The 21,632-nt window shown below is 41.3% G+C and carries 24 protein-coding genes; 21 read left to right on the top strand and 3 right to left on the bottom strand.

From position 1 onward, the window contains the following. The first annotated feature begins 67 nt into the window (after positions 1-67). The 7 genes from atpG to spoIID all read left to right on the top strand — a co-directional run bounded on the left by atpG (position 68) and on the right by spoIID (position 6,844). Positions 68-925 (top strand): ATP synthase F1 subunit gamma, encoded by an 858-nt coding sequence (gene atpG / locus NST97_RS11960; protein ID WP_066251293.1) that lies wholly within the window; start codon positions 68-70, stop codon positions 923-925. Between the two features lie 36 nt (positions 926-961). After that, positions 962-2,380, top strand: a complete 1,419-nt coding sequence (gene atpD, locus NST97_RS11955) for a F0F1 ATP synthase subunit beta (RefSeq protein ID WP_066251292.1) — start codon at positions 962-964, stop codon at positions 2,378-2,380. Positions 2,381-2,408: 28 nt separating this feature from the next. After that, positions 2,409-2,822 carry a F0F1 ATP synthase subunit epsilon gene (locus tag NST97_RS11950; protein ID WP_340734327.1) on the top strand — a complete coding sequence of 138 codons (414 nt, stop codon included), beginning with the start codon at positions 2,409-2,411 and terminating at the stop codon, positions 2,820-2,822. A gap of 385 nt (positions 2,823-3,207) precedes the next feature. After that, a complete protein-coding gene (locus NST97_RS11945; RefSeq protein WP_162877012.1) occupies positions 3,208-3,438 on the top strand; it encodes a DUF1146 family protein in 231 nt (76 codons plus the stop codon). Positions 3,439-3,550: 112 nt separating this feature from the next. Then, positions 3,551-4,285 carry a YwmB family TATA-box binding protein gene (locus NST97_RS11940; RefSeq protein WP_341343291.1) on the top strand — a complete coding sequence of 245 codons (735 nt, stop codon included), beginning with the start codon at positions 3,551-3,553 and terminating at the stop codon, positions 4,283-4,285. A gap of 32 nt (positions 4,286-4,317) precedes the next feature. After that, positions 4,318-5,631, top strand: a complete 1,314-nt coding sequence (gene murA, locus NST97_RS11935) for a UDP-N-acetylglucosamine 1-carboxyvinyltransferase (RefSeq protein WP_341343290.1) — start codon at positions 4,318-4,320, stop codon at positions 5,629-5,631. Between the two features lie 193 nt (positions 5,632-5,824). Continuing rightward, a complete protein-coding gene (gene spoIID / locus NST97_RS11930) occupies positions 5,825-6,844 on the top strand; it encodes a stage II sporulation protein D (protein ID WP_066251285.1) in 1,020 nt (339 codons plus the stop codon). Between the two features lie 153 nt (positions 6,845-6,997). Here the strand turns inward: spoIID and NST97_RS11925 are convergent, their stop codons facing one another. Next, entirely contained in the window at positions 6,998-7,438 is a 441-nt protein-coding gene (locus tag NST97_RS11925) for a VanZ family protein (RefSeq protein WP_339193578.1), read from the bottom strand. Between the two features lie 134 nt (positions 7,439-7,572). On the opposite strand from NST97_RS11925, the gene NST97_RS11920 reads away from it, so the two are divergent. The 12 genes from NST97_RS11920 (at position 7,573) to NST97_RS11865 (ending at position 18,642) form a co-directional block, all read left to right on the top strand. Next, positions 7,573-8,436 (top strand): M23 family metallopeptidase, encoded by an 864-nt coding sequence (locus tag NST97_RS11920; protein WP_144597825.1) that lies wholly within the window; start codon positions 7,573-7,575, stop codon positions 8,434-8,436. A 269-nt stretch (positions 8,437-8,705) separates the two neighbouring features. Next, on the top strand, positions 8,706-9,209 hold the full coding sequence (locus NST97_RS11915) for a GNAT family N-acetyltransferase (protein ID WP_066248016.1): 504 nt from the start codon (positions 8,706-8,708) through the stop codon (positions 9,207-9,209). Between the two features lie 528 nt (positions 9,210-9,737). Further along, positions 9,738-10,472: a 5-oxoprolinase subunit PxpB gene (pxpB, locus tag NST97_RS11910; protein WP_117017303.1), complete on the top strand. Its 735-nt coding sequence runs from the start codon at positions 9,738-9,740 to the stop codon at positions 10,470-10,472. Continuing rightward, complete coding sequence (locus NST97_RS11905; RefSeq protein ID WP_094244703.1) at positions 10,469-11,257, top strand: LamB/YcsF family protein; 789 nt, start codon at positions 10,469-10,471, stop codon at positions 11,255-11,257. The genes pxpB and NST97_RS11905 overlap by 4 nt, the downstream gene beginning before the upstream one ends. Continuing rightward, complete coding sequence (locus NST97_RS11900) at positions 11,235-12,194, top strand: 5-oxoprolinase subunit C family protein (protein WP_340788952.1); 960 nt, start codon at positions 11,235-11,237, stop codon at positions 12,192-12,194. Before NST97_RS11905 ends, NST97_RS11900 begins: the two co-directional genes overlap by 23 nt. Positions 12,195-12,790: 596 nt before the next feature. Continuing rightward, complete coding sequence (gene spoIIID, locus NST97_RS11895) at positions 12,791-13,066, top strand: sporulation transcriptional regulator SpoIIID (RefSeq protein WP_063388999.1); 276 nt, start codon at positions 12,791-12,793, stop codon at positions 13,064-13,066. A 144-nt stretch (positions 13,067-13,210) separates the two neighbouring features. Next, positions 13,211-14,212, top strand: a complete 1,002-nt coding sequence (locus NST97_RS11890; RefSeq protein WP_063388998.1) for a rod shape-determining protein — start codon at positions 13,211-13,213, stop codon at positions 14,210-14,212. A gap of 927 nt (positions 14,213-15,139) precedes the next feature. Then, on the top strand, positions 15,140-15,958 hold the full coding sequence (locus NST97_RS11885) for a flagellar hook-basal body protein (protein WP_341343289.1): 819 nt from the start codon (positions 15,140-15,142) through the stop codon (positions 15,956-15,958). A gap of 16 nt (positions 15,959-15,974) precedes the next feature. Then, positions 15,975-16,805, top strand: a complete 831-nt coding sequence (locus NST97_RS11880; RefSeq protein ID WP_066248024.1) for a flagellar hook-basal body protein — start codon at positions 15,975-15,977, stop codon at positions 16,803-16,805. Between the two features lie 187 nt (positions 16,806-16,992). Further along, complete coding sequence (locus NST97_RS11875; RefSeq protein WP_066248025.1) at positions 16,993-17,259, top strand: DNA-directed RNA polymerase subunit beta; 267 nt, start codon at positions 16,993-16,995, stop codon at positions 17,257-17,259. Between the two features lie 199 nt (positions 17,260-17,458). Then, positions 17,459-17,881, top strand: coding sequence for a 3-hydroxyacyl-ACP dehydratase FabZ (gene fabZ / locus NST97_RS11870; protein ID WP_094244697.1), 423 nt, complete (start codon positions 17,459-17,461; stop codon positions 17,879-17,881). A 488-nt stretch (positions 17,882-18,369) separates the two neighbouring features. Beyond that, entirely contained in the window at positions 18,370-18,642 is a 273-nt protein-coding gene (locus NST97_RS11865) for a hypothetical protein (protein WP_341343288.1), read from the top strand. A 186-nt stretch (positions 18,643-18,828) separates the two neighbouring features. Here NST97_RS11865 and NST97_RS11860 read toward each other — a convergent pair whose 3' ends face one another. Next, a complete protein-coding gene (locus tag NST97_RS11860; protein WP_063388992.1) occupies positions 18,829-19,287 on the bottom strand; it encodes a YwpF-like family protein in 459 nt (152 codons plus the stop codon). Positions 19,288-19,360: 73 nt separating this feature from the next. Further along, entirely contained in the window at positions 19,361-19,762 is a 402-nt protein-coding gene (locus NST97_RS11855) for a helix-turn-helix domain-containing protein (protein WP_066248034.1), read from the bottom strand. A 260-nt stretch (positions 19,763-20,022) separates the two neighbouring features. Between NST97_RS11855 and NST97_RS11850 the strand changes: the two genes are divergently transcribed. Continuing rightward, positions 20,023-20,418, top strand: a complete 396-nt coding sequence (locus tag NST97_RS11850; RefSeq protein WP_117017298.1) for a hypothetical protein — start codon at positions 20,023-20,025, stop codon at positions 20,416-20,418. A 147-nt stretch (positions 20,419-20,565) separates the two neighbouring features. Beyond that, on the top strand, positions 20,566-20,949 hold the full coding sequence (locus NST97_RS11845) for a single-stranded DNA-binding protein (protein WP_063388989.1): 384 nt from the start codon (positions 20,566-20,568) through the stop codon (positions 20,947-20,949). Positions 20,950-21,632 lie beyond the last annotated feature (683 nt).

Genomic DNA, 21,632 nt, shown 5'->3' with positions numbered 1-21,632 from the left:
CGGGGATTCTTTTCACAGCCGTTTTCAAAACATGATCGGCTATTTTTCAAAAAGGTGGTGAGAACCTTTGGCATCGTTGCGCGATATTAAAACACGCATCAATTCGACGAAGAAGACAAGCCAAATTACAAAGGCGATGGAGATGGTTTCAGCTTCGAAGCTGAATCGGGCGGAAACCAGCGCCAAGTCATTTGTGCCTTACATGGAGAAAATTCAAGAAGTTGTGGCAAACATCGCCCTTGGGAGTACGGACGTAAGCCACCCGATGCTTGAAAAGCGTCCGGTCAAAAAGACAGGATACGTTGTCATTACATCAGATCGCGGGCTTGCCGGTGCGTTTAACAGCAACGTGCTGCGCGCCGTTTATCAAACGATTCAAGAACGGCATCGTTCGACGGATGAATACGCCGTGATTGCCATCGGAAAGGTCGGCCGCGATTTTTTCAAAAAACGCGGTATGCCTGTCGTTGAAGAAATTGTCGGATTAGGCGATGATATAAGCTTTTCGGATATTAAAGAAATTGCTTCCAATACAGTCAAGCTGTTCGAGGATGGAAAAGTAGATGAAATTTATATGTTCTACAACCATTATGTCAGCGCCATCCAGCAGGAAGTAACGGAGAAAAAGCTGCTGCCGCTTTCGGACATCGCTGCGAATAAAAAAATGACGTCTTATGAATTCGAACCGTCTCAGGAAGACATTTTGGCAGTGCTTTTGCCGCAATATGCTGAAAGTTTAATTTACGGCGCCTTGCTTGACAGCAAAGCAAGCGAACATGCTGCGAGAATGACGGCAATGAAGAATGCAACAGACAACGCAAAAGAACTGATCAATACGCTGACTCTTTCCTACAACAGAGCTCGTCAGGCAGCGATTACGCAAGAAATTACAGAAATTGTTGGCGGGGCATCAGCGCTTGAATAGATCACTGAAACAGTACGTTAGGAGGGAAACAGGAACATGAAAGGACGCGTAGTTCAAGTAATGGGTCCGGTAGTGGACGTAAAGTTTGAAAGCGGACATTTGCCGGAAATTTATAACGCCCTAAAAATTTCACATAAAGCGCGCAATGAAAACGAGGTAGACATTGATTTAACGTTGGAAGTAGCGCTTCATTTAGGGGATGACACCGTTCGGACAATCGCTATGGCTTCAACGGACGGCGTAACGCGCGGAATGGAAGTCGAAGACTTAGGCGCTCCAATCTCCGTGCCAGTTGGAGATGTCACATTAGGACGGGTATTCAATGTGTTAGGGGAACATATTGACCTTGGAGACCCGATTCCAGCGGAAGCGCGCCGGGATCCAATTCATAAGCCTGCTCCGAAATTTGAACAGCTGTCAACACAAGTTGAAATTTTGGAAACAGGAATCAAAGTTGTTGACTTGCTTGCTCCATATATTAAAGGTGGAAAAATCGGCTTGTTCGGCGGTGCAGGAGTTGGAAAAACGGTTTTAATCCAAGAGCTGATCAATAACATTGCACAAGAGCACGGCGGTATTTCCGTATTTGCTGGAGTTGGGGAGCGTACTCGTGAAGGAAACGACCTATACTTTGAAATGAAAGACTCCGGCGTTATCAGCAAAACAGCAATGGTGTTCGGACAAATGAACGAGCCGCCTGGAGCGCGTATGCGCGTTGCATTAACAGGTTTGACAATGGCTGAATATTTCCGTGATGAACAAGGGCAAGACGTTCTCTTCTTCATCGACAACATCTTCCGCTTTACACAAGCTGGTTCCGAAGTATCTGCGTTGCTTGGACGTATGCCTTCTGCTGTTGGATACCAACCGACGCTTGCGACAGAAATGGGACAATTGCAGGAGCGGATTACATCAACAAACGTAGGTTCTGTTACATCGATTCAGGCGATTTACGTGCCTGCTGACGACTATACAGACCCTGCTCCGGCTACAACATTCGCACACTTAGATGCGACAACAAACCTTGACCGTAAGCTATCAGAGATGGGTATTTATCCAGCGGTGGATCCACTTGCTTCAACGTCACGTGCATTGGCTCCGGAAATCGTCGGTGAAGAGCATTACAACGTTGCCCGCCAAGTTCAGGCAACATTGCAAAGATATAGAGAGTTGCAAGATATTATTGCAATCCTTGGTATGGACGAGCTTTCAGATGAAGATAAGCTTGTTGTACATCGTGCTAGAAGAATCCAATTCTTCTTATCACAAAACTTCCACGTTGCAGAGCAGTTTACAGGACAGCCTGGTTCATATGTGCCTGTAAAAGAGACTGTACGTGGATTTAAAGAAATTCTTGAAGGTAAGTACGACCACATTCCTGAAGATGCGTTCCGCTTAGTGGGCACAATTGAAGATGTCCTTGAAAGAGCGAAGCAAATGGGCGTTGAAGTATAATATTTTGGGACCCTAGGAGGAACTGAATATGAAGACCGTACAAGTCAGTGTCGTCACTCCCGATGGCCCAGTTTATGATGCGGATATAGAATTGGTCAGCGCCAAAGCTCAAAGCGGCGAGCTTGGAATTTTGCCTGGTCATATTCCAATGGTTGCGCCGCTTGCAATTGGCGCAGTTCGGCTGAAAAAAGGAAATAATACAGAACTCGTGGCTGTCAGCGGAGGTTTTTTGGAAGTTCGCCCTGATAAAGTCACGATCTTGGCACAAGCAGCTGAAAGAGCTGAAGATATCGATGTTGCCCGCGCGGAAGCTGCAAAGAAACGTGCTGAGGAACGCTTGCAGCGCAAAGGCCAAGGGCAGGAAGACATAGATTTTAAACGCGCTGAACTGGCGCTGCAACGTGCTATCAATCGTATTAACGTGGCGAAAAAGAAATTTTAATTTCTCATTTAAGACGTCCCGGCATTTCCGTTCGGGCCGTCTTTTTTGAAAAAACTAGGAAGATCATGATGATGGCTATTTTGCAATGTTGGCACTAGCCTGGATGCAAAAAATCGGCAACTTACTTTTATTGACAGCAAAAAATGGACAACATGTAATCGCATCATTCAACTCTAAAACTGCAAATCCAAAAATAACGAATTGACCTCCTATCTACATTCCACATCAATGAATGCTTCATTTATAAGAAATAACAACATGAAAAAACTGCCTAACCATTGTTTTTCACAAAATCAAATAAAAAGTGTGCATGAATAGGAAAGATTTTTATATAATAAAGTGGGTTTGTGAAACAAGAAAGGAAGATTTCGGAAGGAGGAGTAATGTGGCGGGGCTAGGCCAGCAGGCGCTCATTAGCATCATAGTAAATTTAGTATTTATTTTTCTAACTTGGCGGGCTTTACAGGCTCTTCAAATTGAAAAAATCATTCGCAAAGGAAGAGTTGTCGAGACAAGGCTTTTGCTCATTTTATTGACCATCGCCATTGCGTCATCAGTGAGCAATTTTTTCTTGAACTATTTTTTTTGGTCACAGCAGCTGCAATATCTTTTTTAAACATGTCGAGGGACAATGAATACATAAAGGCTGTTGTCTAATCTTGACGACTTTTTCCACGTATGCCAAAACCCTTTCCGGCAACACTTTTAATAAGGAAAGGGTGATGGCGGTGAAAAATTTATATTTTGTCTTTATTTTCATATTTTTATTCGGTTTTCTTTTGTCAGCTTGGCACACAGAACGAACGAATGCTGAAAGACACGATATTCACGTAGAGGAAATCGTGGAGCAATTTCATCAACAAAACATAGATGTGGCAGAATGGTCAATTTTTGCAAAATTTTCTTTTCCCCAAAATAGCAAAAAAGTGAAACGAATCTACACACAGTTTCGTCAATTTAATTGGTCTTACTTGGAAAACGGTAATTTTGAAAAGTGGACCGGCACTTATTACAACAGCGATAAGCAGATCACTGAAACATTGCAAATTATTAAACCTCATGCAAAAGCAAGCCCGAAAATTCAAGTTATATATGAAGCAACAGGGAAACGTTGGAATGGCCGTGCATGGATGAAGCTGGAGCGCTATTTTAACCGTCACATTTTCGACAAAATTCCTGGAAATCCTACATTTTTCACTTGTGTCAAAGGCTATACAGATGATAAGATGGAAGGTGTTTTGTTTTTTGAGGCAAATAACCTTTTAAAAAGGTTTCATGCAAAACCGGTGGAAAGCTTAAACGAGCAACGCTTCGTTTCCATATCCGGTTTTACAAACGATTGGGATCATTCTATTGAAACGAAAAATGGAAAGATGAACATTCAAATTTCGCTCAGAAGTGCAGGAATGGGCGAAAGAACTACTGTAACAGTAGGAACACCTATTATTACAACTGAATATTAATATAGAGAAAATGGGACGCGGAGGGGAATACCTTGGAAAAAATCATCGTCCGCGGCGGTCGAAAGTTAAACGGTACAGTAAAGATCGAAGGAGCTAAAAATGCCGTTTTACCTGTCATCGCTGCATCTTTATTAGCTAGTGAAGGAAAGAGTGAAATTTGTGATGTTCCTAAGCTCTCCGATGTTTACACGATAAACGAAGTTCTCCGCTATCTCGGAGCAGAGGTTCGTTTTGATGGTAATCAAGTAGTTGTCGATGCATGCGGAGAGCTTTTAACGGAAGCATCATTTGAATATGTTAGAAAAATGCGTGCATCTGTGCTTGTTATGGGACCTCTTCTTGCCCGCAAAGGCCGTGCACGTGTTGCTTTGCCGGGAGGATGTGCCATCGGATCCCGTCCGATTGATCAGCACTTGAAAGGCTTCGAAGCGATGGGTGCAACGATAAAAGTCGGCAACGGCTTTATTGACGCAGAAGTGAATGGCAGACTTCGCGGAACCAAAATTTATTTGGATTTCCCAAGTGTCGGCGCAACAGAAAACATTATGATGGCAGCCGCACTTGCAGAAGGAACAACTGTAATCGAAAACTGTGCAAAGGAGCCTGAAATTGTCGACCTTGCGAATTTTATAAACAAAATGGGCGGAAATGTCCGCGGCGCAGGCACTGGTACTATCAGAATTGAAGGTGTAGATTCCTTGCACGGTGCAAAGCATTTAATTATTCCAGATCGTATTGAAGCAGGAACATTTATGGTTGCTGCTGCCATTACGAAAGGGAATGTCCTTGTAAAAGGAGCAGTTCCGGAGCATTTGACATCATTAATTGCGAAAATGGAAGAAATGGGCGTAACCATTATCGAGGAAGAAGAAGGCATTCGTGTCATTGGTCCGGAAACATTGAAGGCAGTGGATATTAAAACAATGCCTCATCCAGGTTTTCCTACTGACATGCAGTCTCAGATGATGGCCCTGCTGCTTCAGGCAAACGGAACTAGCGTAATTACCGAAACGGTATTTGAAAACCGCTTTATGCACGTAGAAGAATTTCGTCGTATGAACGGGGATATTAAAATCGAAGGCCGCTCTTGTATCATCAACGGTCCTGTAAAGCTTCAAGGTGCAGAAGTAACGGCAACCGATTTAAGAGCGGCAGCTGCATTAATTTTAGCCGGGCTTGCTGCAGAAGGGTATACACGGGTTACGGAGCTGAAGCATTTAGATCGCGGCTACGTCCGTTTTCATGAGAAGTTAAAAGAACTTGGCGCAGATATTGAACGCGTCAATGATGAAGCAGACATCCCGGCAATTGAACAACAAGCCGTTGCAACGAATTTAAATGTATAATTTCACAAAAGAAGCTAGCCTCTTTTAGGAGATGCTAGCTTCTTTTTCGTATTACCCGCTTATTTTTTTCATATTTTTTCGTTTTATACATAAAACTCCCCCTGCAAACAGCATCTCCGATTTCAGTCATAAAAGGTTGTCCTTCCCCATAAACTTTACTGAAGTCAGCGATAAAAGAAATGGGGGCTGTAATATGAAACGAGTGAAACCGTTCTTTCTTTTTTTTGCAGCAATATTTTTCATTATTTTGATGGTGCCAAGTTTGCTGGTAGCCCCGTTTGCCGAAAAGACGAAAGCTACGCTTGGCGAGGAACTAGCCGAGAAGAAAACAACGGATGTGCTACAAAAGGAATCAAAAGTTTCTGTACCGATTTATCGTTCCCAAGAAAAAAAAATTGATGAAGTTCCGCTTGAAGAATATGTGGTCGGTGTTGTCGCCGCCGAGATGCCCGCAGAATTTGAAAAAGAAGCGTTAAAGGCTCAAGCTTTAGCTGCTAGAACGTACATCGTGAAAGAGCTGTTTACGGGCCAAAATGTCGGCTCTCCCAAAGGAGCGGTAGTCACGGATACTGAGCTCCATCAAGTTTATAAAAATGAAGAAGAATTAAGGAGAATTTGGAAAAAAGATTTTGATTGGAAAATAAAAAAGATTAAAGAAGCTGTTGCCGAAACAAGAGGCCAAATTTTAACGTATGACGACAAGCCGATTGATGCTTCTTTTTTTTCAACGAGTAATGGATATACGGAAAATTCGGAGGCCATTTGGCCGAACGCCCTTCCTTATTTAAAAAGCGTAGAAAGCCCTTGGGATGAGAAATCGGAAAAATTTCTCGCCAGGGAGGTATTCACCGTTCAAGAGTTTGAACAAAAATTAGGGATTAAAATAGGGAAAGGCAATTCAATTGGAAAAATTATCGAAAGGACGCCAGGACACAGGGTCGCTCTAGTCGAAATTAACGGGAAAAAGTTTACTGGAAGGGAAATAAGAGAAAAGCTAGGTCTAAGGTCAACGGATTTTTCGTGGACATTGAAAGGCGACCAAATTATTGTTACGACAAAAGGATACGGACACGGAGTCGGCATGAGTCAGTACGGTGCCAATTTTATGGCGCAGGAAGGGAAAAATTATAAAGAGATTGTCTCACATTACTACCAGGGAATTGAAATTTCACAAGCCAACCCGTTTTTATCAAAATATATGGCGAAAAAATAAAAAAATCGGTGCGTTTTGTGAGAAAATCGGTAATCGGTGTTCTCACATTTGTTTCTTTAGGGCTACCGCTGATAGTGCCATTAAGCTGCCAACTTCATTTCGAACTAAATGAAATATTGATCGACTCGATAAATTCTTTTTTAGATCCCAGCCTTAAAAGCGCTGGGATCTTTTTAATGCTGCTAATTTGCAAAAAAACGTTTTTAGCTTCGATTCGTCTTTTTGGAAATAAAAGATTTTGACGATATAGTAGGATGCGAAAACACCGATTGTATCCTTAATAAGATCAATGATTGTCGCAGATCTTGAGGGAACGAAATATTGATGAATTTCATCACACAGCCCGTAAAAAACAGCGATCATCGCTGAGGCGAAACTTAATTTTTCTGTAAGCTTTTCATGGACAGCGAAGGCGAAAATGAAAAGCCAATAAAGAATTCCGAACTCAATGAGATGAAGCGACTCTTTCAATAAATGGTCGAACGAAAACGGCGTTTTGACGAAAGTGTCAGCTGGATAGCTCGACAAGATCCAAATGACCGCCATATACATAATCGGTAAAATACTGATTACATATACCGCAAACTTCTTCATGATCCAAACTCCTTCAAATATTTTTCAACAATATGCATAGAAAAAAACAAATAGCAAAAAATAAAAGAAAAAATTTTATTTTGATGTATAGATTCTCTCAAACTTGTTCACAATGGTTGCTGAGGTGATGAACAATGAGAGAGGAAGAAAAGAAACGTACTTCTCAAGGCTCGAAGTTCCAACAGTTTTTCAGAAAAAAATGGGTTTTTCCTGCTATTTATTTAGTCAGTGCAGCCGTTATTTTAACAGCCGTTTTATGGTATCAAGCAATCCGCAACAATGATGCAAACGATTTATCAACGGACGATGGTACAGACGTTTCCTATAATGAAGATCAATCGGTGGAAGTAAATCAATCCGTCGAAAACTTCAAAATGCCGGCCATCGATCCTGATGCTGTGAAGGTAGTAACAAACTTTTATGACTTTAATGCTTCAGAAAAAGAACAAGAAACGGCACTTGTCTTCCATAATAACACATACCATCCAAACCAAGGTATCGATATCGCATCAAATGATGGAAAAGCATTTGAAGTCACTGCATCTTTAAGCGGAACGGTTGCAAAAGCTGAAAAAGATTCTCTTTTAGGATATGTCGTAGAAATTGAACATGAAAACGGTGTAAAAACCATTTACCAATCGCTTGCCGATACGAAAGTACAGGTCGGCGACAAAGTTAAACAAGGAGAAATTATCGGACAAGCTGGGAAAAACCAATTCAATAAAGACGCTGGCGTCCATGTTCACTTTGAAATCCGCAAAGACGGTAAAGCCTACAATCCATTAAACTACATGGACGAGCCGTTAACAAGTTTAACTGAAAAATCTGTTGAAGAGCCTTCTGACGGGGCAGCACAAAAAGAAGATAATAAAGATGGAGAGGAAGCTACTTCAGACGAAACAGCCCCATCAGATGAAACTCAGCCTGATGAAGAACAATCTCAGTCAAAAGAAAATTCAGAACAAGAAAAATCTGATAATTCTACAACTAAACCTTAACCAATACAATCCTACTCAAACGAGTAGGTTTTTTTTTTGTCTAAATCATATCTGGTAAAAATTAAATGAGCATAGGCGCTGAAATTTTCATAAAGAACAGACCGAAAAATTTTTCATAAACGGTACAAGAAACAACGTACGGTAAGGTGCAAGCGAGAAAGCAGGCTTGCCGAAACATTTTTTCAAAACATAATGTGAAGCGATTATCGAAAATTCACTTTATTCCATATATAATAGAATCAATCTAAGCAGGAGAAAGGAAGAAGCACGTGGAAAATATTCGCTTTCGAGATGCAACGATACATGACTTGCCTAAAATCGTCTCGATCTACAATTCAACGATCCCAAGCCGGATGGTGACAGCTGATACTGAACCTATTTCAGTGGAAGACCGTATACAGTGGTTTCATGAGCACAATCCAAAAACGAGACCGTTGTGGATGATCGAGCAGGATGGAAGCGTAGCTGGCTGGCTCAGCTTTCAATCCTTTTATGGAAGGCCTGCTTATAACGGAACTGCGGAAATTAGCATTTACATTGATGAACAGTACCGGGGAAAACAAATCGGCGATTTTGCCTTGAAGACCGCTATAGAAAAGGCTCCAAGCCTCCAAATAAAAAATTTGCTTGGCTTTATTTTCAAGCACAACATCCCGAGCTTAAAGCTGTTTTACAAAAATGGCTTCCGCGATTGGGGGCACTTTCCCCGTGTAGCGGTACTGGACGGTGTTGAGCGAGATTTAGTGATAGTGGGGAAACGTGTAGCCGATTGAACGTATTAACAGTATCTCCGCTCGCAATATAGTATTTTAGTTTCTTTTTCATTCGCCAGTTGAGTAAAAAAGCGTCTTTTTAGCAAACTGCAATCCTTTTTTAGAACATGATTGTTCGGCTGTTTAAATTTGGCTGAATCTATAGACTGGTGTTGAATTTTCCTGCGGAAAATTGTTCATTGCATGATTATGGGCGATCCTGTTTTTCTGGCAGTTTGTGCAGCGAAAGAATTTCAATCAGATCTGCCATCTGCGAGTATGTATATTTTAATTGCGTACCAGAGTATTAAATAAATTTTTGCTTCCATTGAGTGATAGGGGCTTTTTTATGTCGATTTCTTTTTGATACGAACGTTTCGATTAACGATTTATGTGGACTGGAAAACTTGCTTAACAGCAGCAATCCACCAGTGCTGAAAAAAACATCCGCAGCAGCCGTTTTGGCCGGGTTGACAAGCTTTACACAGAAGCTGCAAAAGTAAGTGTTTTGCTGCGTAAAAGCACTTTTTCAAAAGGAGGGTGGAAACGGTGGAATTTTCGATTCAACCGCTTGGTGATACAGGAATCATCATTCAATTCGGTACGGAGATTTCCGAAGCAATTTATCAACAAATCCGCCAATATGTATATTGGCTGGAACAAAGCTGCATTGAAGGAATAGTCGAATGGGTTCCTGCTTACACCACCCTTGCTGTTTTTTATCGACCAAATATTATTTCGTACGATGAACTTTCTCAAAAGCTTTTAAAAATTGGAGAAAAGATAGAAAGCATGCCAGTGCCGGATCCAATAGTCATTGAAATTCCGACATTATATGGCAAGGAGGCAGGGCCAGATATTCAGTTTGTTGCTGAAACGAATGGATTGTCGGAAGAAGAAGTAGTGAAGATTCATTCATCCTCCGATTATTTGATTTATATGATTGGGTTTGTTCCAGGTTTTCCATATTTAGGCGGAATGGACAAAAGAATTGCGGCGCCGAGGAAAAAGACACCCAGATCTAGAATTCCTGCCGGTTCAATAGGAATTGCCGGGGAGCAAACAGGGATTTATCCTTTGGAAACACCGGGAGGCTGGCAAATCATCGGGAGAACGCCTGTCAAATTGTATGATCCGCAGAAACAAGATCCAATATTGCTAAAAGCCGGCGATTACATCCGATTTGTCCCCATTACGGAAAGAGAATATGAAAAAATTGAACAGCAGGTGCTAAAGGGTTCATATAAAGTGGTCAAATATAAAAAGGAGGCGGCAGAAACATGATATCTGTTGACTTAAACAGCGATTTAGGGGAAAGCTTCGGCCATTTTAAAATTGGCAATGATGAAGAACTGCTTCGCTGTATTTCTTCAGCCAACATTGCTTGTGGATTTCATGCCGGCGACCATAATGTCATGATGCGGACTGTAGAGCTTGCGAAAAAGTTTGATGTGGCGATAGGCGCTCATCCAGGGTTGAACGATTTAGCCGGATTCGGACGAAGGGAATTGAAAGTATCTCCTGAGGAAGTCTACAATATGGTCGTTTATCAAATTGGAGCTTTGCAGGCTGTGGCGGCATCAAAAGGGATGAAGCTGAACCATGTGAAGCCCCACGGTGCTCTATACAATATGGCTGAAAAAGACAAGGCGTTAGCGGAGGCGATTGCTCAAGCAGTAAAAGATGTTGACGAGTCGCTTATCCTATATGGACTCTCAGGAGGCGTCCTTTGCCGTGCGGGGGAAAAGATCGGGCTTACGGTCGCGCATGAAGTCTTTGCCGACAGAACGTATCAGCCTGACGGAACATTAACTTCAAGATCAGAAAAAAATGCAATCATACACGATCCAGAGGAAGCGGTAGAAAGAGTTCTCCGTATGGTGAAGGAGGGAAAAGTAGCGGCAATAAACGGGCATGACATCCCCATTCAAGCTGATACAATCTGCATCCATGGCGACGGTCCGAAGGCATTAGCATTTGCTGAAGCTTTAAAAAGCAAACTGGAAGAAGAAAATATTCGTATTGTCAATCCGGGAGCGAAAAATGATGAAAGAAATATTGTTAGTTGAAAAGCCTGGTTTGTTAACGACTGTTCAAGATTTAGGAAGAACGGGCTATCAGCAATACGGAGTTGTTGTTGCCGGCGCTATGGATTCGTTTTCCATGCAAATCGCAAATCTTTTAGTCGGCAACCGAAAAGATGAAGCGGTGCTGGAGGCAACAATCGCAGGTCCTTCCTTAAGGGCCGTCCGTGATATTGTGATTGCGATATGCGGAGGCGATCTAGCGGCAAAAATCAATGGGAAAGACGCTCCGTTATGGAAAAGCGTGCTGCTGAAAAAGGGAGATCAGCTTTCTTTTACCGGTTTAAAAAGCGGAGCGAGAGCCTATATCGCAATCGCAGGCGGAATTAGCGTCCCTAAGGTCATGGGAAGCAAATCAACGTACTTAAAAGCGGGAATAGGAGGATTAAATGGAAGAGCCCTTCAAAAAGGGGATGTAATCATGGGTTCAGATGCTGTAAAAACAAGCACGATTGGCCGAATGTTATCCCCTTCCCTTATCCCGAAATACGAAAAGCACATGACCATTCGCATTGTCCCGGGTCCACATGAAGAGGCGTTTACAAAAGAAGGAATCGATACTTTTTTTTCTTCTGTATATGAAGTCACACCGCAATCGGACAGAATGGGCTATCGGCTGAAAGGGCCGAAAATTTCTCATAGAAAGCCTGCCGACATTTTGTCGGAAGCTGCTCCCCTTGGCGGAATTCAAATACCTGCTGACGGACAGCCGATCATTTTAATGGCTGATCGGCAAACAACGGGCGGATATACGAGAATCGGAACAGTCATTACAGTGGATTTGATGTACGTTGCTCAAGCAGTGCCAGGGGCAAAGATTCGCTTTCAGCCGGTTTCCGTTCAAGAGGCTCAAAAGCTTTATTTTGAGCAGATGCGCATCATACGCCAAATTTCAGTCGGAGCTGGCATATATGATGAATAAACGAAAGTTGGAAAGTGAATATGTATGATCATTGAACGAAATTTTATTAAATAGACCCGATAAGGTCTGAACAATTTCGGTATCTGCGCTAATAAAAGCCTGAACAAGTCAAATATTTTAGGAACATAAAAAAGCAAGAGAGAACTTGTCCACATTGCCGAAGAGCTCATCAAAAATGTTTTTCTGTTTTGTCATAAGAATCAAACCATTCTCCATTTCTCGACATCTGTTCCAAAAAGGAGCAGATGTTTTCTTTTTTTCACTGGAATTATACATATTTCCCGGAAAATGATTGGCGTATATCGTCGAAAAACTAATCAATGAAAAGTGTCGAAACATGACCTCGACTTTAAGTGGAAAATAAATTTTCATAAATCCCTTGTCCTTCTTGACTTTTCAAGAATATATCTTCACCCAAGCTAATAAAATGTTACAAACCTAACAAGAGAGTGTTTGAGGTGAGGGATCGTGGAGATAGATGATCAATACAGCAAAAATGGCAACTTTAGATTCTACATCATGTATATAGCTGTATACACTGTGCATGCGAATCTCATTTCACACTTCTCACATCCACATTAGGGAGGTCGAGTGGTGTGCACGATTACATCAAAGAACGCACAATCAAGATTGGAAAGTATATCGTGGAGACGAAAAAAACTGTTCGTGTAATCGCGAAAGAGTTTGGCGTTTCCAAGAGTACCGTCCATAAAGATTTAACGGAAAGGCTGCCGGAGATAAATCCTGATTTAGCAAACGAAGTAAAGAAAATACTAGATTATCATAAATCGATTCGCCATCTTCGTGGCGGAGAAGCAACAAAATTAAAATATAAAAAAGAAGAACAGCAAAAAGAACCGATAAAACGATGATGATTCTCGACGCCAACCGACAAATCTCTCCGAAAATCTTGTCTTTTTTTACAAAATCATACTTTTTATGCAATTATATGATACAATAAGAAATTAGGATATTAGTTGGAGAGATGATGATTGGCAAGGGAGGATCATAATAATATGTTTTCAAAAGATGTAGGAATCGACCTAGGAACAGCAAATGTGCTGATTCATGTAAAGGGCAGAGGCATTGTGTTAAATGAGCCTTCTGTTGTGGCACTTGACCGCAACAACGGAAAGGTGTTAGCGGTTGGCGAGGAAGCGAGACGTATGGTTGGCCGTACACCTGGCAATATTGTTGCCATACGCCCGCTGAAGGATGGTGTCATCGCAGATTTTGATATTACAGAAACAATGCTCAAACATTTTTTGAATAAGTTAAATGTCAAAGGCATTATATCAAAGCCGCGGATTTTAATTTGCTGCCCGACAAACATTACTTCAGTGGAGCGGAAAGCGATCCGAGAGGCAGCTGAAAAATGCGGCGGCAAGCAAGTCTTTTTAGAGGAAGAACCAAAAGTAGCTGCAATTGGCGCTGGGATGGAGATTTTCCAGCCGAGTGGAAACATGGTGGTGGATATTGGCGGCGGGACGACGGACATAGCTGTACTATCCATGGGTGATATCGTTACCGCCTCGTCCTTGAAAGTGGCTGGAGACAAATTTGATCTTGAAATTTTAAATTATATTAAACGGGAGTATAAGCTTCTGATCGGTGAACGAACTGCAGAAGATATTAAAGTGAAAGCGGCAACAGTATTTCCAGGTGCACGCGACGAAGAAATCGATATTCGGGGTCGTGATATGGTCACAGGACTGCCTCGGACGATCACTATTAGGTCGAAAGAAATCGAGCAAGCATTAAAAGAACCTGTCGAAGCCATTATTCAAGCAGCTAAAAATGTGTTGGAGCGCACACCTCCTGAGCTGTCTGCAGACATCATTGACCGCGGTGTTATTTTAACAGGCGGCGGAGCACTCCTGCATGGGCTTGATCTGCTCTTGTCTGAAGAGCTGAAGGTTCCGGTTACCATAGCGGATGATCCGCTGCACTGCGTTGCTGTCGGAACAGGAATCATGCTTGAAAACATGGACAAACTGCCAAAAAGAAAGTTTATATAACAAAATCGTAGCAATAAGTTTTTTAGAAATCGGCTTTTACGCCGATTTTTTTACTTGTGCGCCCGGCATGGGTGTAATCTATAGGGTGAAAGTCCCGAGCTGCGAAGGCAGAAGTAGCAGTTAGCTTAACGCAAGGGTGTCCGTGGTGACGCGGAATCTGAAGGAAGCGAGCGGCAAACTTTGGGTCTCTCGGAACACGAACTTCATATGAGGCTAGGTATCACTGGGTGAGTTTGCAAGACAAAACAAAGCCCTTTCTGCCGAAGGTGATACAGAGTAAATGAAGCAGATGGATGGAAGGAAAGATTACACTCTTACCCGGGGAGGTCTGGCTGGCACGCCAAGTAACCTTGGTAACCTATCTAGTGATAGATAGCTGAACCGTCAGAAGTCAGCAGAGGTCATAGTATTAGTTGGTCTAGAACAACTAAGAAGGACCGAACAATTAAGAGAGAATAGCCCTTGGCATTCAGTGAGTCATGATGAACACAGAAAACGTAGTACCTCACTTGAGGGAGGAAGCGGTGAATCCCGTGGGAGATCTCTTGGAGGGTGGAGTGACCACTGGCATAAAGAGAACAGCTATTCACGGAAGTTATAAAGACTTGCGTCAATTATCTTAATTGAACCGCCGTATACGGAACCGTACGTACGGTGGTGTGAGAGGACGGGAGTTAATCGCTCCCTCCTACTCGATTCAAATCTGAAAGACCAATCCTGCTTTTACATACCCATTCAGCTCCCAACTTCCAAATGATATTTCTTTATGAACAGTTTGGAAAGGAGACGGAAGATAAAAGACCTATCAGAAAATTGTGATCTTTTACCTATAAGATAATAAAAAAATTGTAATGAGAATCATCGAAAAGTCCTTTATAATATAAAATTAGGAGAACATGTCGGATTTGTTGGATGGGGTGAAAAATCATGCTTCGAGGATTCTATACAGCTGCAGCAGGAATGCTCACACAGCAGCGCCATGCGGAAATGCTTTCAAACAATATAGCCAACGCTAACACGCCGGGATATAAATCTGACCGGGCTGCAATACGGGCTTTTCCGGAAATGCTTTTGTCAAGAATTGAAACAAAAAACGGTGTGACAAATATTTCGGAAGTTGGATCTGTCAATACAGGCGTTTATATGCAAGAATTGATTCCACTATTTACCCAAGGGGATATCCGTGCAACTGATTTGCCGACTGATGTAGCTTTAGTGGAAGAAGCGGTTCCAATTCATGAAGAAACGAATTTAAAAGGCACTCTCTTTTTTGCTGTTGAAACGGGAAATGGTGAAGTGAAATATACGAGAAACGGCCACTTTACGATTGATGAGCAAGGCCGCCTGACAATGGCAGGAAACCCTGTCCTGTCTGTAGCCGGAACGCCGATTATTATTGAAGGAAACGATTTTACTATTACGCCTGAAGGAGAAGTTCTGGAAAACGGACAATACACAGGTCAAACGATCGGCATTCGGTTTGAAGATGATGTCCGCAATCTTGTCAATGAAGGGAACGGCTTGTTTCGAACGGCTGACGGAACAGAGCTGCCAAGTGCAATTGGAAACGGCAATGTGCAATATGTGCTGCGCCAAGGATATATTGAACGTTCCAACGTTGATGTTGCAAGGGCTTATACGGATATGCTGACAGCCTATCGTTCTTTTGAAGCAAATCAGAAGGTGCTGCAAGCATATGACAGAAGTATGGACAAAGCAGTCAATGAAATCGGCCGCATCGGCTGACAAAGAGGTGTTGTAAATGCTCCGCTCAATGATTACAGCGACTAATACGATGAATCAGTTACAGCAGCAATTGGATGCAATCGGTCATAACTTAGCGAATATCGATACAAACGGTTATAAAAAAACGAGCACAACCTTTCACGAATTGATGAGACAAGAGCTGAACAATCAGCCGGATCTTCAAAAAGAAACAGGCAGATTGACTGATTACGGCCTTCGTCTTGGCGTCGGCGCCAGACTGGATAAACAGCTTGTCTTTCATCAAGGCGCTATTAAAACGACAGGCAGAGAGCTAGATGTTGCGCTTTTACACAAGGATCAGTTTTTACAAGTGGAAGTAGACGGCGAGGTCCGGTATACAAGAGACGGTGCTCTTTATTTATCTCCTGCAAACGATGGTACGAACCGCCTTATGCTTGTGACGAAAGACGGCTACCGAGTGCTTGATGAAAATCAAAACCCGATTTACTTGGACGGAGATATTCGAGATATTGTCATTTCTGCAAACGGGACGCTTACAGCAGCGCCACGGAATGAAGGAGAACTACCGCAAACGGTTAATCTTGGAGTTGTCAGAGTAGATCGTCCGAGCATGATGATTTCACTCGGCAATAATATATACGGCTTACAGCAATTAGGAAACGTGCCCATCACAGATGTGCTGACGAATTTGGAAGGGGATTTGCGGACGGAAATCGGCATGCGGCAAGGGGCTCTGGAAAGCTCAAATGTCGACCTGACTCAAGAAATTACAGACTTAATGATCGCACAACGCTCCTACCAACTAAATGCTCGGTCAATCACGATCGGCGATCAAATGCTTGGACTAATCAACACGGTGAGGTAATAGGGCGATTTCTGCAATTGTGTTGAACAGTTGAAAATCGGCAAAATGCAATTTAACAAGTTTTACCTCTAGCCTTAAACGGGTGTTCACCGTGAATATAGAAATAGGTCTTTTTGATCTTTGACCTTAAAAGAAGCTGCTGTAGCAGCTTTTTAAAACTTGTTATTTTTTTAAGGGAGTTTTTATGATGGCTGCTCAGGAAAAAGTTGATATTTTAACAAGGGAAGAACGGAAAAAAGCGAAAAAAGAGGACGGAGTCAAGAGAAAAACGCGCACACGAGTCCGGCTTATTCCAATTTGGCTTCGTCTCATTTTACTTGTTTTTGGAATGGTCATCAGCATGGCAATCGGTGCGATGATCGGATATGGAGTGTTGGGGGACGGACGTCCACTAGATGCACTTAAACCGTCTACATGGCAGCACATCATAGATCTTGTTGAAAAGGACGCGTAATTCTAATATACTTGATGAAAGGCTGGGGGAATTTTCCTCCTTGTTAAGATCTTCTGCAAGATTGGTTCTAAGAAACGAGCTGATGCATTGCTCAGATGCCGGAGCTCGGGAGACGAAAAAATGGGGCATAATTCGTTCATTAGAGCCATAAAAAGCTGCGGAAACAGACTATCGTTTTAATCCTTAAGGAGGCATCTTCATGTTGGATATTCAGCAAATAAAAGAGATCATACCACATCGATATCCGTTTTTGCTAGTCGATCGAGTTGTTGAATTAGAGGAAGGCAAGCGGGCGGTCGGCATCAAAAATGTCACAATTAATGAACCGTTTTTTAACGGACATTATCCGGATTATCCGGTTATGCCAGGCGTTTTGATCGTTGAAGCACTGGCTCAAGTAGGCGGCGTTGCCATGATGAAAAAAGAAGAATATAAAGGGAAGCTCCCTCTTTTTGCTGGCATTGATAAATGCCGTTTTAAAAGACAAGTACGCCCCGGGGATCAACTAAAACTGGAAGTGGAAATGATCGCACAGCGGGGTCCGATCGGAAAAGCAAAAGGAATTGCAAAGGTTGATGACGAAATCGCTTGTGAAGCTGAATTAACGTTTGCTGTGAAATAAACGGGTGCCTTATAATGGCATCTGTTTTTTATTAAAAAGGCAAATTAGACAGCCGCTTTTTTCAAAAGTTTTCAAGGAGGCTGTTGTATTGATCTCGTTTTGAATGTATTTGCATCTTAAAAGATCTTCTTTCTGTATTCTCTCCCAAAATTTTCGATGTGCTCCAGTACGGTGTATTCATCTCTATATCTTCATTTTTTATTTCTTCTGATGTTGAAAATATTGCTTTCGTTTGTTTTTCCCCGATTATGAGCCCTTCTGAGGTGTTTTCTCTTCTTTTTTACATTTGGATATGAAAATGTTGGATTGCAAAAGTTTATTTTCGAAATCGTTCTTTTACGAATATTTCTTCTTATCCTTTCTTCAATCTATGTCATCATATACTGAAGGTTGAAAAATTCAATCTGTGTTTTAGAAAAATTTGTTGAATGTGTTAAAAATACTTGGGCATGTTAAGAACGTATGAACAATAGGAAAGGAGCAATCATATGAAAAAGAAATGGATGTACATGTTGATTAGCATGCTAATGGCGTTGATGGTGGTGACAGGGTGCAATACGAATGATGAGGTCCCTCCGGACAATAATAACGATACAGAAGAAAATACAGGTCCAACAGATGAAGACAATAACGGGAATACTTTAGATGAAGAATTGCCACCGGATGATGAAGAAGGCGCCGATAACAATCAAGATGATACTGCCGACGATAATAACGACGATAATAACGACGAAAACAACGAAGAACAAGAAAATCAATAATTGAAGAAGGCCGTCTGTGCCTTCTATTTTATTTTTAGGAGTTAAATGAGGTGTCTCATAACTGATTTAAGTTAAAATTGATTAGATGTGGAGCATCTGCGGTTTCATCTAGGCAAATCTGGTCCAAGGATTTTTGCTGGCTTTCTCATTAAATACGCATGACTATCCTTTTTCATGGAGGACTATTCAATTTTTTTTAAATCGGCATTTAGTTTTTGGATCATGGATTTTATGGATTGTTTTACTAAATGCCTCCAGCAGCTCTTGTCCGGATAGACCTTTTGAAATTAGTTCTCTGAGGACCATTTCTGCTTCCTGTTTGGAAGTTCGGTTATTATAAATTCTGCCGTCAAATAGGACAGAAATATGATCCTTTAACATAGTGATCGAACGAATTTTTGCAATGATATGAGCGGGTCTGTTATTTTTTTTAGTAATCGTGGCTAAAAGCTTGAGTTCATCATTATTTTGCAAATGGTGTTCAAAATAAGGACGAAACTGTTTAGAAAGAAGCGCCTCAATTAACCACGAATTTTCGCCGTCCTCTTTATTAATGATCAGCCCATCAGCAAGAGGTAAATTTTCGATGCGGTTTTCCTGATCTTTCCTCTCAACTTTCAATTCGACAAGCTTAAAGGTTTTCATGGTTCAAGGCCCCCAACTAGAGTTTATGCTTTATTATAACATAAAATAAAAAAGGCTTGACAAAAGTCAGCCTTTACTCTATTTTCAACAGTTCATGAATCATCGTAGCAACATACTGGGATAATTGCTGTTGATTATGATTCGTTTTCGCTAATTTTTTAATCGCATCGTATAAATTGGGATGTTTTATTAAAAAGTCAATTACTTCCTCCAAATGTTTTTCTGACCGATATGGTTCAAGCACTTCTGCCAACATGCTCGGGGTACCGCCTTGACCAACTAGATGATCAATGCTGATTTCGAGTGCTTCACTAATCGAAACAAGCTGCTCCAGACTAGGCTGCTGCACTCCAGTTTCCAATTTGCTGATTACTGATCTTGTCATATTCAATTTTTCGGCCAGCTGTTTCTGAGTCCATCCTTTTTCTTTTCGGAAAAATTTCATATTCATTTGAAATTTTTGCTGTGCGTTCACGATTCCACCAACTTTTCCATACCATTAAAAAATATGGTAAAGGAAAAAGAAGGCATCGTCAGATCGTAATAAGATCAATAAAATAAACGTTCAGTATTAGAACGAAATTGAAAAATGAAGAAAATACAAGAGATATGGAGAATTTTCGACATTTTATAGGAAAAATGAACTAAAATACATATATTACAAATATTTCGTAAATATAGATAATTTTGACATTAAGGATTATACTTTTTTAAAAAGGCCTAAGGGGGGATTTGATGACGAAATATAAACTCAAAAAAATTCATATTATCCGCGGTCATGAAAATAGAACTAGAAATAAGGAATTCATGATGTTGAGGATTGGCGATTTTTCCGAAAATGAGCTTAGCTATCATTATTTTCAAATCCCGAGCGATGCGGTAATTGATGTATATTTTCAAATGGAGGATAAATTGTCAATATTGCGGGTAATGTTTGGTATGCAAGAAAAGCAGTTTTATGTTCAATTGTTTACATACGACCACACAACTCTTCGCTATAAAGAAGAAATCATCGATGAGCAAATGAAATCTTCTCCAATCTTCTCAAAGCTCTTGCAGAACATACACATCTATGGGTCGAATCATTTTTCCTTCATTGCGACAAAAAATATGAAAAATCGCGAAAATTAATAAATCGTTGTTTATTTTCGAAAAATAGCTATAGGAAAATGAGAAAATCAACGTCGTTAAAGGCGGAAAAATCTAAAAATAGACATTTTTCTATTTTTTTAACTTCAGCTACAATAAGGGTGCACATTACGAGAAGGGAGGGATGATGTGATCAACCATGTGACGCTCGTCGGTCGATTAACAAAGGATCCTGAAATCCGCTATACAAGTGAAGGGGCTCCTGTTGCCAATATTACGCTGGCTGTGAGCCGCAACTTTCGCAATGCGGCAGGGGAAATCGACACAGATTTTGTTCATTGTACACTTTGGAGACGAACAGCTGAAAATACTGCAAATTACTGCCGGAAAGGATCGATCGTTGGCGTAATCGGAAGAATTCAAACGCGCAACTATGAAAACAGCGAGGGCAAAAAAGTGTACGTAACAGAAGTTGTTGCGGATTCCGTTCGATTTATGGGCACTCCGCCGCAAAGAATGCGGGCAAGAGAGCTTTTCGATCCGGAATCCGCACCTGAACAGTCTGAGGCATAGTAAGTCTGACTTTAGAGGAAAAACAATCCTTTTCGTCTTAAGCAAAATAAGGCATGTTTGATGTAAAGTAAGTTTGCTTTTGATTCCGCAGAAGAAACGAAAATCAATCTTATGAGAAGAAAGTCCACCTTTTGACTCAAATCGAAAATGGACTTCCGTTAGCTAAGTCGTCCGCTTTTTTCCTTCCAGTGAAAAGAAAAAATCACAAGGCATCCCCTAAAAGCTCCCTCAACCTTTGGCCAGCCGTTTTTTTGAGGCTGGCTGTTTTGTTGAGAGGAAAGGAATTATCAGCTAATGAAAGGCAAGAGCCGTTTTTTAGAAATGACGTTTTGATCCATTTTGTTCAAATTTTTTAGAGATGAAAATGATGCTTCATTTTATAAAAGCTTCAACCGCTCCATTCTTGGCTTCCTTTTAATGTATTTATGCTGTTTCGTCGAGACTGCTTCCAGCTTTCGGTCTTTGCCTCAGCCTCATTAAAATTGATAAGACTCCCAGATCTTTTTTTGTGGTGTATAGACTCCGCTGCTCACTCCCAAAAAGAGTGGTTAAAAGAGTTCTTATTTATTTGCAGCTTTTATTAATTCTTCATAAAGTTTTTCCCATTCCGGGACATGTGTTTCCGTTTTAGAATCTTTTTTTGCCAAGAAGATTCCCTCCTTTTTTAACAGCTTAAGAATGGA

This window comes from Aeribacillus sp. FSL K6-1305, assembly GCF_038050115.1.
Classification (GTDB): domain Bacteria; phylum Bacillota; class Bacilli; order Bacillales; family Aeribacillaceae; genus Aeribacillus; species Aeribacillus composti.
Note: the sequence above shows the minus strand (reverse complement) of the source record. Positions and strands in the feature narration are given on the sequence as shown.